Below are 13083 nucleotides of genomic sequence, written 5' to 3' on the forward strand. Positions count from 1 at the left end.
TTGCCAAAGTATTTCGGCGGTCCGGTCACCGCGAGAACGCGCTGGGCTTCGGGAAACCGCCCTGCACCAGCACCGTCACCACGCTGACGATACCGGCGCCAGTGTCGTGACTATGCAGGAACAGGCAGGACCCGAGCGGCAGCGGCGTGGCGGTCTTTCGGCTACAGTCGAGCACGCATAGCACGGCGACGCGCTTACCGGTTCCCACCGCGTACATGGCTGCCTGCTCGGCGAAGCGCTCGCAGTCCGCCGGCAGCAGCCGCTTGGACCGCTCGCTCTTGAGTTCGAGCCGCACCCCACGGAACGACAGATCGGTCCTTCCGCCGGCTGCGTACGCCTGCTGCTCCAGAGCCCCACCGATGCTCGGGACGCCGCGCAGGCGATCGCGCACGTCCTTCTCAAACGTGGCCTCGTCGACGGGGCTTGGGTAAAGCGCGTCCTGCACCGAGGCTCCGGCAAGGTTGGCGAGGTACGGCAGGAGCAACATCACGCTGCGGACGTCGTCCTCGGGAATCATCGGATCGCCGCGCAGCGCCTGACGAACATCGAGTATGCTGCGATCCAGCTCGCCGTAGCCGGACACCGCCTGTCCCTCCGCTCCGATCCCATCGAGGCGCAGCCGGCGCTGGCCTGCGACCACCACCTTCTCGTCGGCCGCGCTGGGCTGGAATTGCGCGGCGTAGATAAACTCAAGCGGCCTCGCGTCGAAACCCTGTGCCGCGTGGATGATCATCCGCTGGTCGGCCTGGAACGTGTAGGGCGGGTCGCCGTCCGGTCGCGGAAAGGTGAAGCGCGGGAGGTCCCAGACGGATGGCGGCTCGACCGAGACCGGCGTTATGTCGAGCCTGTCGGCATCTTGCGGCCAGCGCGACACGCGTATGATGAGGCCGAGGTCGTGTACCTGGTTCGGGCGCAGAGCGTGGAGGTTAGCGGCAGGAAAGCGGTCGATGGTGAATTCCAGGAACGCAACCGCGAGGTCGTCCCTTGTTGGGATGGGGTCGTCGGCGAACCTGGGATACTCAGGCACTGGATCCGCGAGGATCGCGACCGGTAGGGTGACCGCCGCGAGACTGCCGCGGAGCCGGGCCACATCCTCGGGTTCGATCGCGGCGGTGATCGGGTCGAGGAGTGCGGTGACGGTCGCGTGGTATTCGCTCGGTTCGCTTTCGCCGTTCAGTGCCTTAAGCTTCTGGCGCGCGGCGCGCAGGTATCGTTCGGCATCGGCCTCGGCGGTCTCCACCGCGGCCGCCCACTCGGTGAGGAGCGCGACGGTCTCGAGCGCCAGATCCAGCGCCCGCCAGTCCTTCGCCCCAGGCATTCGACCGAGACCTTTGGCGATCTCCGCCGCCCTTGTCGCCGAGACCCTGAGGTCTGCACCGGTGGCATCGACGCGCCGGAGCGCGTCGATCGCGTCAATCCGGGAGGGTACGAGCTGCTCGACTATCACGCTCACGCTGTTCGTCACGACGGGCCTTCAACTCCTCTTCTATATCGTTCCACCTTGTCGAGACCTCGGCGACTCCGCCGTACTCGTCCGCTTCGACGGCTGCCTCCAGCGCGAACGCCAGCTCGACCTTCTCGCCGAACAGCCGAGCGATGCGGTTACTCGGATTGTCCTCGAAACCGTCGATTCGGGCCCGCGCCACCCGTGCTGCGGCGGCGGTGGCGCCCGACCGGGCCAGCGCGTCGACCACCACCAGGGTGACCCACTGGTCGGTCTTCGCGAGCTCGAGGCCGACCGCCTCGAACTCCGCCGAATGGGCTGCGATGGCTGATGGCGAAAGTCCCATTACAAGTTCTTGGGCACGATCGCTGTTGTTGTAGCGGTCGACCATATGCGGCAGCAGCCGGATGACCAGCCTGGCGAAGTTGGCCTCGGTGCCCAATGTGTGGACGATGCTTCGGATGTCGGACTGCAGGTAGATCGGCTCGACGTCCATGCACACGCCTATCAGCCATCGGCGGATGGCGCCGCTATCCTTGCCGAATGCATCGGCCGAGCCGGCTAGCGTCCGCACACACTCCATCACGAAGTTGTCCTCGTCGCTCTGCGTTCGGTAGTGGCGGATCAGGTCAAGTAGGGCCCAGAGCGCCCGCATGCGCAACTCGTCCGGGAGGAGCGACGACCTGAGCGCCCTCGCGGCGTACTTATGCACGATCACGAAGTTGTCGTGGAGCAGGGGCACGAACGCCTCGAAAACGAGCGTGGGCAGGTTGCCGAGCGCCGTGTTTCCCAGCTTGCCGATTGCGGCGGCCGCTCCGGCGCGTTCGAGCGACGAGGGGCCGACCATCGCCCGGTAGAGGTGCGGAAGATACGTCGCCAGACCTGCAGCGTCGTCGGCGATCGCCGAGAACGTCTCGATGGCGATGCTGCGCAGAAGCTCGTGACCCTCCGGGATGGCAGTCAGGAAGCCGTCGAGCTTCGGCAGGAGCGCCATGTCTGCGAGCGCCGCCTCGGCCGCGAGGCGCGTGAGCGCCTTCATCAGGGATCGATAGCAGCCGAGGTCGTTGTTCCGTTCGATCCGCCCCATCGGATGCATCGCGTCGAGCGGAGCGTTCTCCAGTTCGCGGTATCGCTCGGCGAGTAGCAGCGTCGCGCCGAGCACCGCGTCGGTTTCGGCGGCGGCGAGTGGAACCAGGTCACGCGTGTGGCCGCGGAAGGCCTCGACCGCATTCTCCATGATCCCCTGATCGAACGGACCGGTCGTCGCCCAGATCAGCCGCCGGAACGAGATCCTCGCGCGCTCCGACTCTGGCGAGAGGCGGTCGTCGTGGCCGGTCCGCAGGGATCGCGCGTAGAGGTCGTGAACTCGCTTGGTGAAGTCGCTTCCGGTAACACCGATGTAATCCTGAAGCAATGCGTCCACCGTTGCGGGCCTGACGTCGAAGGCCGCGACGACCGCGCTCCGGACCGCATACAGATCCCCATGCAGTTCGTCGAAGTCGCGCACGAGGAGGCGGGCGCGGACGTACGTCGCGATCAGGGAGCGGGCATGGCGGTCCGCGGCTGCCGGATGGTCGGGCAGCAGAGCGCCGACGCCCCGGCCGGCGCTCTCGGCCGGCCACGTCTCGCCCGACGAGAGGAGCAGGCCAATCGCCTGGTCCACGGCATCTTGATGCATCTCGTAGAGACGTCGTAGGAGGGCCGGATCCCGAGTGCGTCCTCGCGCGAGGAAATCGCGGTGGTCCGGTTCCGCGAGGTCGATCGCGCCGTGCACGGAGGCCTGGGCGTCGTCGGGGCTGAGATGCTCGACGAGCGGCAGGAGCACCCGGGCTGCCAGCGCCCGGTGCGTCCCGGCCGCAAGCGCCTTCGCCGCCACGGCCGCCAGGCGTACCGAATCGGTCCCGAGGGTTTCTAGGATCTCGAGCGCGGGGCCATCGAGCCAGCGCTCGGTCTCGCAGACATCGAGTATGTACGCCTGCAGGTCGCCGGTGAAATGCTCGGGCGCCATCCGGGCGCTGGCCATGAGCCGCTGCAGGTTTTCCTCAGAGGCATCGCGGTCGAAGAGGGCGATGTCATCGACAAGCGTCTGACCGATCGGCGAGAGCCGTTCCTTGAGACGGCGTCTGGTCTCGTCCCGCGCGGCGAGCGCTGCGGCGTTCGCGGCCTCGGCTCTCGCGGCCTCGGCCGCGCGTAGTTCGCGCCGACGCTCGCGCGCGGCGAGAAACTTGCTGATGTTGGGCAGGCGCATTGGCTTGCGGTGCCCACAGCCCACACAATTCCGGTCGTGGAAATCGAGAGCCACATCTGAAACCTCGTAGAAGGAGGACGTGCCGCCATTGTCGGCGAAATCGCACTGGATGTGGTGGTGTCCGATCGGGAGACCTGTGTGCATAGCGAGCATGCCGCGGGCGTCGCATACTACCTTCGCGTTTCCGCACCAGTTCAGGATGAGCTGGATCGCCTCGCGGTTCCGCTCCCCGTTGGCGATCGCCTCGTCGAAGTCGTGTCGGCCGAGCATTAATGCATATTCGGCAGGATGGCAGTCGCGGGCAAGTGCTACGGCGTTGTAATCGGCGTTTTGGTACGTGGGGCGACGCGGCACCATCCGATCATGGCTGCCGGGGTTCGAATTCCGGACCGTTGGGCTCGCCTTCCGATGCCGCTTCGCATGCACCCCCCATCGCTTGCCCATCATGTCGCGGCTGTCGGCCATCCAAGCTATCAACAAGCTTGTCTGCTCACGCTTTCCCCCGATGGGCCGCAACGGCCCAGATTGAGACGCAAAGCCGCCGTTGACTTAGCGCGGGCGCCACCTATCAAGCTGCGGCGCTACGCCTCAAGGCTCCAATACGCTCCTCGCAAATAACCCGAACTGCGTGACCTAGTGCCTCCACACGACCGGCTAGCCAGGCCAGCTCGTCCGCCGTAATGTGGTAATGCTTTGAATAACGCGCTTTAACATAGGCTTCCTTTAGCTTCTCAAAGCGACCGCGGTCTACGCGAGTGTCGCGCGGCCAAGCGTCGATTAGACACGGATCAATGCGTTCGGCCTGGGCACGGAGGAAGCCAAGATTGTGAACGTGCGGCGTATAGAAGGTGCAGACCAGCAGTGCGCAGTGGTACAGGAACTCCGAAGTCTGATGCAGATCGAACGCCGCTGGCTTTAGGAAGCCGCGCTCCAAGCCAAGCTTGGCGAGTTCAAAGCGCTGCATCGAAGCAGGAAACCAATCCGCGAAATATTCCTCCGCCATCGCGAGTGCCTGCTGCGGCGTCTTCGGCTTGGGCTGGTGCAACTCCGTGCTGTCACTCTCGTACAGCGCGATCCCGTCCCGCGCGACGTCCATGAAGAAGTAGCGCCCATGCGCCAGCCCGTCATTAACCTCGTGCAGCGTATGCACGATGAAGTTGACCGGCGTGCGCAGCGTCTTCGTGACCGCAAGCTCACGGTTCAGACGATCCTCGGCCGTCGACCAAAAGGCTGCCCTGTCGGTCAGCTTGTCATGATTGACGATGATCAGCAGGTCGAAGTCGGACTGATAGCCCTTCGCGGTGTGCGGCTCGTCCACCCAGCCGCCGCGCGCATAGCTGCCGTAGAGGATGACCTTGAGGATGCGCGCCTGGCGCTTCCACTCGACCGTGGCGCTCGCGGTCGCATCCCTGAACTCCTCGAACAGGATCTGCACCACGCGCTCAAGCTCGCGCTGCTTGGCCGGTGGCAGGTGGTCGAGATCGGTACGCATTGAAAAATCCTAGACGCGTGAGGCAGCGATGCAACCGCGGGAAGGGTAATCATGCGCCACTTTCGAGCCTTCTCATCGGTTGTCTGATGATAGGTGGCGCCCGAGCCGTATCAGCGCCGATGCCAATAGCTGTTCGACCTCGGCAACGCTGATCGCGAGACGCTCGGCAATTGCCGGATAATCCAGGCCATCGACCGCGTGAAGCTCGAACACCCTGCGCTCGCTCCATGGCAGCGCGTCAAGCGCTTCGCGCAGTCGTGCAGCTGGTTCGGGACATACCTCGGTCATCGGAACGCTCCTTCCGCCGGCCGGAAGGGGCCGACAGCACGCGCACCGGGCACGCCGTGAGCGGCGGCCCGCACCGCAGGGCGAAGCGAAGCGGAGCACCCGGCATCGCCGGGTTGCGGGATACCGCGGCGTGCCCGACACGCGGCGCACGGCCCCCTCCGGCGGAAGAGGCGATACCCCGCACCGCCAGTCACCTGTTGCGAACGCCTGCGAACTGACGCAGACTCGGACGTGCAGCGCGGTATCGAGCCGGCAGCCCGCTGCGGACTGACCGCCAGGCATCAAGCGCTTCCGGCCATGACGGTCGGGGGTAATCCTCTGAGGCACCGCCCGGCACGAGACAGCTTCTCGTGCGACACTATTTCCACGCCCGCGCGATGCGCGGCGGCAGCTGCCCGCGGTGACGCGAATGCGGCAGGCTGACGAGGATCCTGGCGAGGCCGGCGTTCGAAGCGGCAGCGGTGAGGCACGCTTCGATACGCTCTACCGCGAGCAGGCACCGCGCCTGCGGCGCTGGCTCGATGCGCGCCTGCGATCGCGCGAGGAAGCGAACGACCTGGTGCAGGACGCATTCTCGCGACTGCTCGGCTCAGATGCCCGGGAGGGCCTGCGCCAGCCGGAGGCGTTCCTCAACCGGATCGTGCGCAACCTGTTGATCGACCGGTCGCGCCGGGTGTCGAACCGGACCGCCCATGTGCCGATCGACGAGATGAACGAACCCGCGGCCCGGGCCACCCAGGAGGATGCCATCGAGCTGACTCAGATGCGCGAGCGCTACCGGGCCGCCGTCGATGCGCTGCCACCGCGCACGCGGCAGGTGTTCCTGCTCCACCGTGCCGACGAGCTGGGCTACAAGGAAATCGCGACTCAGCTCGGCATCGGCATCCGCACCGTCGAATGGCATGTCGGCGAGGCGCTGGTGCGGATCGGCAAGGACCTGGGACAATGACCATCGCCGGCGGGCCGGCAGGTGAAGATCGCGAAACCCTCGAGCGCGAGGCCGCGCATTGGTTCGCGCGGCTTCGCGGCCCCGATGCCGAGGGCAGCCGTGCCGAATTCGAAACATGGCTTGCCCGGGGACCCGGGCACCTGGCCGCGTACAACCGCGCCGCCGAGATCTTCGCGATGGGCAAGCTGCTCTCGGAGCCACGCCAGCCCGTCCCCGGGGGCTCGGCCGACCCCGAACGCACGCATCAGCCTGTGCCCGCTCTCGCGCCCGCCGAGCGACGCAGGGTGCCTTCGATAATAGTGGCATCCATCGCCGCGTGCGTGATCACCCTGGGCGGATGGGCGGTCTTGCATCGCTCGGGACCAGGTGCGGACTCGAGCACAGTCTTGGCCGCCACCACGGATCATCGCCGGATCACGACGGTCGCGGGCGAGACGCGCGTCGTGCGGCTGGCCGACGGCTCGACGGTGCATCTCGGCGCCGGAACCATCCTTGACGTCGAAGTCGGCAAGGATCAGCGTATCCTCGCCCTCTCGCGCGGCCAGGCCCGGTTCGAGGTCGCGCATGAGCGCCGCCCCTTCATCGTTCAGGCCGGCGGCGGGAGCGTGACGGCGCGCGGGACGATCTTCGAGGTCGCGCTGACGCCGGCGGGAAAGGTCGATGTCCGCCTGCTCCAAGGCGCGGTCGATGTCACCCTGCCGCGGGAGCGGCGTTCGGCAAAGCCGCCGATCCGCAAGCTGGCGGCAGGCGAAGGCGTCTCCTTCGAAGCGCAGTCGGACGCCCCGGCGACGTCTGCGGTGACCATTGGCGAGACACCGGCGAAGGCGGCCGTCGCGCGCGAGTTCGAGGGGGTGAGCGTCGCCGAACTGGTCGCCCTCGCCAACCGCGGGCCTGGGCGACGGATCAATCTGACCGACGGAGCGCTTGCCGGCGAGCGCGTCTCCGGACGGTTCCGGGTCGACGATACCGAACTCCTGGCCAGGCGGCTGGGTGCGCTCTTCGGCCGCCAGGTCGGGGTCAACCCCGCCGGGGAGATTGTGCTGGCGCCGCCGGGACCTGCCATTAGCGGCAGCTGAACCATGGGAGAGGCCGAGCGTCCGCACCCAGGCGGGCACGAGCAAAAGGCTTTACCCCAAGGTTGCGAATGAAGTCATTTCGGGACAATTGGGCTTGGATCGGCATGGATCGTAAATATATCAGCGGGCGATCCAGGCGCCGCACAGACGAGTGCGGCCGGGTGGCCGCCATTATGTCCAGGCCTCGCGGCTAAAGGTGGCGGCGCGTGTCCAAGACATGCTTTCCCGCCCGGCTCTCTTGCGCAGCAAGATTGGCCAAAACAATCACGTTATAACCGGATTATAAGCTTCTTATCCCGGCAGATCCGATTATCTTCGGAGTGGTCATGGCCATGACTTTTCTCTTGTTTGGAGGACTGCCATGAAACGCGAAAATGAAGACACCATCGAACTCGGCGTCGTGAGCATCGACACCAAGGGCCTCTTCGTCGGCGGTGCCGACCAGGATAACGGCCAGCTGAAGCCGATCGGCCTCAGCGACGACTGATGGAACCTGGCGCGTGCCTCAACGGGCACGCGCCTTTCTCATATAAGAGGTTCAGCCATGCCGCTCAGCCTGCGCGCCGGGCTGTCCTGGTGCGTCTGTGCGCGTCAGGCAGTCTTTCTCGACCTCAAGGGCGATCGATATTTTCGCCTGCCCGAGACACTCGACGGCCTTTTCCAGCGCTGGGCGGCCGGCGAGGAGGTCGTCACCGGCGACCTCGCGCCTCTCGTCGCGCGCGGGATTCTCGAGCCAGGCGACCGCGGACCGGTTCCCCCTGCCCGACATGTACCGGCAATCAGGGACTTCGCGCTCGGCAATAAGCGGCGCGCTCCGCTCCGGCACGTCATCGCCGCGATCGGCAGCCAGCTATGCGCACGCCGTGCCCTCAAGCGCCATTCGATCGCGAGCGTCGTGGCGCGCCTCGTCGCAGAGAGCTTGACCGCGACGGACCTTGTGCTGGACGAAACGCGCCACCGCAGCGTCGCGAGCGCGTTCGCTGCCAGCGGCATGGTGCTGCGCGCGGCAGACGAATGCCTTCCCCGCGCGATCGCAGCCCGGCGGATGTGCCAGCGACAGGGGCTGGACACGGCCCTGATTTTCGGAGTCCGCCTCAGTCCGTTTGCGGCACATAGCTGGGTCCAGGCAGGCGATGCAGTGATCGTCGGCGATCTCGAGAATGTGCGGCTCTACACGCCGATCCTGGTGCTGCCATGAGGCCCCGCTATCTCCTGCTCGTCGGCCCCGAGGCAGTGCCTGCAGCGAACTGCGCGGCGCAGGCGACGGGCCTGCACCTGGCCTGGTCCGCCCCGAGCGTCGCAATATTGGTGAACGATTCCTGCAGCTGTCTCGAGATCGATAGCCAAGCGACGGTGGTCGGCACCCTGTTTCATCGCCATGGCCCCGCCCGGCCGATCGAGGCATTCGGCGAAGCGGAGCAAGTGACGCTGGCACGTGACGGCACGCAAGCGCTGCTGCGATCCTATTGGGGCGGCTATCTTGCGCTCTTGATGCGCGGCGACGCTGTCGAGATCTTGCGCGATCCCTCGGCCTCGCTGCCTTGTTACCGCGCGCGGTCAGGCCGCACCGCATTGTTCGCTTCCGACGTCGATCTGCTGGCGCAGACGAAAGGCGAGCCGCTCGCGATCGATTGGAATGCACTTGGACGTTTCCTCCATAGCTGCGGGCTCCCCACGACCGAGACCGCGCTTGAAGGCGTAAGCGTACTCCTGCCCGGCGATGCTATCCTGCTCGACGGCGCATCCGAACGCACATCGCCGGGCTGGTCGCCCTGGGACTTTGTCGAGCCGCGCGCCGAGGAGCCGAACGCTACGGTCGAAAGGCTACGCCGGACCATCGAGCTTTGTGTCGCGGGATTGTCGGCCCGCTACAAGCATCCGCTGGTCAGCCTGTCAGGCGGTCTCGATTCCTCGATCGTCGCGGCGTGCCTGGCACGCGCCGGCCGGACCGCGTCCTGCCTCACCATGTACACCGATGACCCGGCCGGCGACGAGCGCGGATTTGCCGGAACGCTGTGCACCGAACTCGGCCTGCCGCTTGCGACGTGCCGCTACGACCTGGGCAATGTGGACCTCGGCCGCGCCCTTGGCGCGCATCTCCCATTTCCTGTGGGCCGGGCAGAGGCCCAACCCTATGAGGCAGCCCACCGCGCGGTCGCCGCGCGCGTCGGCGCCGACGCCTTTTTCAGTGGCAATGGCGGCGACAATGTCTTCGGCTTCTCGCAGTCGGCCGCGGCGCTGGCGGACCGAGCCCTGTACGAGGGACCGGGCGCCGGCGCTTTCGCCACCTTGCGGGACATCTGCCGGCAGACCGGTGCAGGGCCGCTGCGCGTCACGCGCGCGGCTGCGCGCATCGCGGGGCAGCCCGCCGCCTATGTCTGGAAGCCGAGCCTCGGCTTCCTGCATCCCGACCTGATCGCTTCGCTGAGCGACCGCGTCTTCACGCATCGCTGGCTCGATGCGCCGCCGGGCGCGCTGCCGGGGAAAGCGGCCCATATCGCCGGCTTGTTGCGCGCCCACCTCACCCTGGAGTCGGATCGCAGCCGGATCGCTCCGCTCGTCAATCCGCTGCTGGCGCAGCCGATCGTCGAGGCGTGCCTCAGCATTCCGAGCTGGCAATGGCGCGAAGGTGGACGCGACCGTGCCGCGGTCCGTAGCGCTTTTGCAGGTCGGCTTCCCGAGGGGATCCTGGCGCGCAGGGTCAAGGGAACGCCCGATCCGTTCTGCGGCGAGATCGTCCAGCGCACGCGCGAGGAACTGCGTGCGCGGCTGCTGGACGGACAGCTCGTCGCTCGTCGGATTCTCGATCCAAATGCGATCGACGAAGCATTGAGGCCGGATCGGTCGACAAGCGCCGAGCAGAATGTGCGCCTGCTCGAACTCGTCAACGCCGAAGCATGGTGCGGCGGCTGGTCGTAAAGCCGCGCAGGCGACCGCGCGCCGGAAAAAGTGTGAAGGCCAGAACCAGAAGAGGAGAAAAGTGATGACTGCGGAAGGATTGCAGGTGATCGAGCTGGGTTCGGTAAGCGGCAACACTCGCGGGAACCCGGTTGGTCGAGCCGCAAGCGACTCCGGATTCTTGCAGCTCGGCGGCTCACGGACGATTAGGCCGGGTACCCAGGGTCCCTTTCGATCGTGCGTTGCCGGAACTAGAAGAGCCGCCGGTCGATACGCCGGAAGGCACTTCACCCGCAGCGGTTACCTCCCGAGCCATTGCGGCAGTGACGGTCGCCGATCCGAGCCAGCGGCATCTTATCGCTTGGCGTCGATCGCTCCTACAGGCGCGTGACTATTGCGGGGTGAGAAAGCTGCGAGCTTTTGCGGCGACAGGTGAGGCGCTAGGTCCGACAGGATGAAGCGTCGAACGTTCCGCCTCCTGTTCGCTACCACCGTGCTGGTCGGCATCACGTTGGGTGCCTTCGCGATACCTGCCCCTCCCCGAGCCCCTTCGGATGCGTGGGCCACCGACAGATTGACGGGCTGCCGGGTTGTCGACGGCGACACGCTGAATTGCGAGGGAGAGCGTATCCGGCTTCTTGCGATCGACGCTCCCGAGAAGGCCGGGACATGCCGCCCAGGGAGGAAATGCGCGCCCGGGGATCCTGTGGCATCTGCTGCCAGCCTGCAGGCGGCGATGCGCGGGACGTTGACCATCGAGAGGCTCGGGCAGGATCGCTATGGTCGGACATTGGCCCTCGTGCGAAGCAGCAGGGGCGATCTTTCATGCTGGCAGCTCAGCCGGCGCCAGGCGGTCTACCGCAAGGACTGGGACGATGCGAACCGGGTAGCGCGCCTCTGCCCGGACGCGCTTCCGGCGGCTCACAGGTAATCTATCCCGTTGCCGGACAGGTTGCCGGCCGCCCCGTTATCGGACCTATGCTCGATTCAGGGCAGTCCCGTTCACCTACCTGCCGATATCGAGAGATCATCGCAGGGGTAACGTCGCTTGCGAAGCATAGGGGCGCATATCCACCGCCGCGACTCCAGGCGCTGCGACCACCGCATCGGCTGCCATTGCGTGCCGAGTTGTAGGGGCACGGGCAATTGCCAGGATAGCTCGCGATAGATTGCTTGATCAGCCGCTGCTTGATTTGTGCTGTAGAGAGCGCGCCACTTTGCGCAGCCGCAGGCGCCGCAAACATCACAGCAGCGCCCACCAAGAGTGTCAGCCTCATTCTTTGCCCCCCCAATCCGTAAGGAGAGCCTAAATAGTCGTTACGAAAACGCAATAATCAGTTTCCGATCATGCGAAGGCGCGTGGATCGACGGGCAAATAGATTGGCCTGTGCGGCTTCCGGATTTACCGGACCACATGCCGGGCGATCATGCGCGACGAGCTTCCCGAGCCGCCAATCCGTGTCGCCGAAAGACGACGTGCCGCCCCTCTGTTAAGTTAAGCAAAGCCTGACGGTTGGAAACGGTCACAGCGGCGTGCGCGCGCCCTTTTTGTACTGGAAACCGCCACCGCGCATGCAACATCAAGGTTCGGGATTTCATGCCTATTTGCTGGCGCCTGGCGAAGCTGACGCGTCAATCGATCAGCGGGGGGGCCGAAATTTCCCACATTGGCGATCGCACACGATTCCCTCTGCCGGATCCCTTGCCGACATCCGGCGCGCGCAATATGTGCTAATCCATGATAACAGAATGTTCGCCGAGGCGGTTCTTCTGACAATGGTGAGGAATGGAAGGGATCTGGCGGTGGCACTGTCGTGCCTCGCGTTCATCGGATGCGCGATCTATTTCGATTGGCGCGCCGCCGTCCTGATGTACCTCGCATGGCTTGTCGAGGATCGGCTGCTGACGAAGCCAGGCCACAACGGCGGGCCTCGGGATCAGTAGTGAAGTCTGCGCAGGCCGTCCAAGCGCGGAAGCGCGCTCAGTCGGCGTGCAACTACCCAACTCGTCGATCTGATCGTCTGCAGCGGTGCAACTATGGGAAAACCTCGTCGATCGCCGTTTTCATGCCATCGCAGGGGTCTCATCGTAGCTCGCTTGAGCTTGCCGCCCCGGGGCGATGCCGCAAACGAGTTAACCAGGCAGGTGCGGTTCGAACAGGTCCGACCACGCGGGGATTCTCTTCGGCTTGACCTTGATCGAATGGATGGCTGAGCAGGCAGGCGACCGGCGCTTCAGGGTTTGCCCGCTTCATCGGGCTCGAGGCCCAGGGGTCTCGCAAGAACAGAGCGAACGCCTCGCTCATCAGCAGCGGATATTACGCCTGCGCGTTCCATGCGATCGAGGTGATTCATGGCTTCGTTGAAGCCGATTCCCAGGCTGCGCGCGACAAAGCTCCCGGACGCGCGGCGCGAAACGATCACGAGATTGCGCGAAAGAAGATAGTTGAGCTCGCTATAGGGGCGGGGCTGCTGCCAGCCCGGTGGGATCACGACGGTCATCGTCAGGCGCCTCCGAGGCCATCGAGAAGCCATGGGCGGCGTCATGATGGGCGCGATCATATGGCACCGCCAGACCGAGGGATGCAAAGTCCTCGGGGGTTTCGCTTCGTGCCAGGTCGGGCGGATGCAGTCGCGAAGACGCGTCTGCGCCTGTGCATCCCGGGAGGGCATGATCCCTTGCCGGACG

General features: G+C 65.8%; 12 protein-coding genes. 7 read left to right on the plus strand and 5 right to left on the minus strand.

Annotated elements, in window-relative coordinates; all coding sequences use genetic code 11:
- Positions 1-25: 25 nt before the first annotated feature.
- The 4 genes from TPR58_RS02775 to TPR58_RS02790 form a co-directional block, all read right to left on the minus strand.
- On the minus strand, positions 26-1465 hold the full coding sequence (locus TPR58_RS02775) for a hypothetical protein (protein ID WP_346245067.1): 1440 nt from the start codon (positions 1463-1465) through the stop codon (positions 26-28).
- Complete coding sequence (locus TPR58_RS02780; protein ID WP_346245068.1) at positions 1413-4157, minus strand: hypothetical protein; 2745 nt, start codon at positions 4155-4157, stop codon at positions 1413-1415. The genes TPR58_RS02775 and TPR58_RS02780 overlap by 53 nt, the downstream gene beginning before the upstream one ends.
- 103 nt (positions 4158-4260) lie before the next feature.
- Positions 4261-5184: a HEPN domain-containing protein gene (locus tag TPR58_RS02785; protein WP_346245069.1), complete on the minus strand. Its 924-nt coding sequence runs from the start codon at positions 5182-5184 to the stop codon at positions 4261-4263.
- A gap of 72 nt (positions 5185-5256) precedes the next feature.
- Complete coding sequence (locus tag TPR58_RS02790; protein WP_346245070.1) at positions 5257-5472, minus strand: RNA polymerase sigma factor; 216 nt, start codon at positions 5470-5472, stop codon at positions 5257-5259.
- A gap of 409 nt (positions 5473-5881) precedes the next feature.
- Between TPR58_RS02790 and TPR58_RS02795 the strand changes: the two genes are divergently transcribed.
- From TPR58_RS02795 to TPR58_RS02825, 7 genes are all read left to right on the plus strand, one after another.
- Positions 5882-6421 carry an RNA polymerase sigma factor gene (locus tag TPR58_RS02795; RefSeq protein WP_346245071.1) on the plus strand — a complete coding sequence of 180 codons (540 nt, stop codon included), beginning with the start codon at positions 5882-5884 and terminating at the stop codon, positions 6419-6421.
- Positions 6418-7497: a FecR family protein gene (locus tag TPR58_RS02800; protein ID WP_346245072.1), complete on the plus strand. Its 1080-nt coding sequence runs from the start codon at positions 6418-6420 to the stop codon at positions 7495-7497. Before TPR58_RS02795 ends, TPR58_RS02800 begins: the two co-directional genes overlap by 4 nt.
- 361 nt (positions 7498-7858) lie before the next feature.
- The gene (locus tag TPR58_RS02805) at positions 7859-7984 is read left to right on the plus strand and encodes a benenodin family lasso peptide (protein ID WP_346245073.1); all 126 of its coding nucleotides are present in this window, start codon (positions 7859-7861) and stop codon (positions 7982-7984) included.
- 57 nt (positions 7985-8041) lie between these two features.
- Positions 8042-8695: a lasso peptide biosynthesis B2 protein gene (locus tag TPR58_RS02810; protein WP_346245074.1), complete on the plus strand. Its 654-nt coding sequence runs from the start codon at positions 8042-8044 to the stop codon at positions 8693-8695.
- The gene (locus tag TPR58_RS02815) at positions 8692-10416 is read left to right on the plus strand and encodes an asparagine synthase-related protein (RefSeq protein WP_346245075.1); all 1725 of its coding nucleotides are present in this window, start codon (positions 8692-8694) and stop codon (positions 10414-10416) included. Before TPR58_RS02810 ends, TPR58_RS02815 begins: the two co-directional genes overlap by 4 nt.
- 433 nt (positions 10417-10849) lie before the next feature.
- Positions 10850-11326 carry a thermonuclease family protein gene (locus tag TPR58_RS02820; RefSeq protein WP_346245076.1) on the plus strand — a complete coding sequence of 159 codons (477 nt, stop codon included), beginning with the start codon at positions 10850-10852 and terminating at the stop codon, positions 11324-11326.
- 818 nt (positions 11327-12144) lie between these two features.
- On the plus strand, positions 12145-12339 hold the full coding sequence (locus TPR58_RS02825; RefSeq protein WP_346245077.1) for a hypothetical protein: 195 nt from the start codon (positions 12145-12147) through the stop codon (positions 12337-12339).
- A gap of 290 nt (positions 12340-12629) precedes the next feature.
- On the opposite strand, the gene TPR58_RS02830 is transcribed toward TPR58_RS02825, so the two are convergent.
- Entirely contained in the window at positions 12630-12896 is a 267-nt protein-coding gene (locus TPR58_RS02830) for a DNA translocase FtsK (RefSeq protein WP_346245078.1), read from the minus strand.
- Between the last annotated feature and the right edge of the window lie 187 nt (positions 12897-13083).

This window comes from Sphingomonas rustica, assembly GCF_039652585.1.
Classification (GTDB): Bacteria; Pseudomonadota; Alphaproteobacteria; order Sphingomonadales; family Sphingomonadaceae; genus Sphingomonas; species Sphingomonas rustica.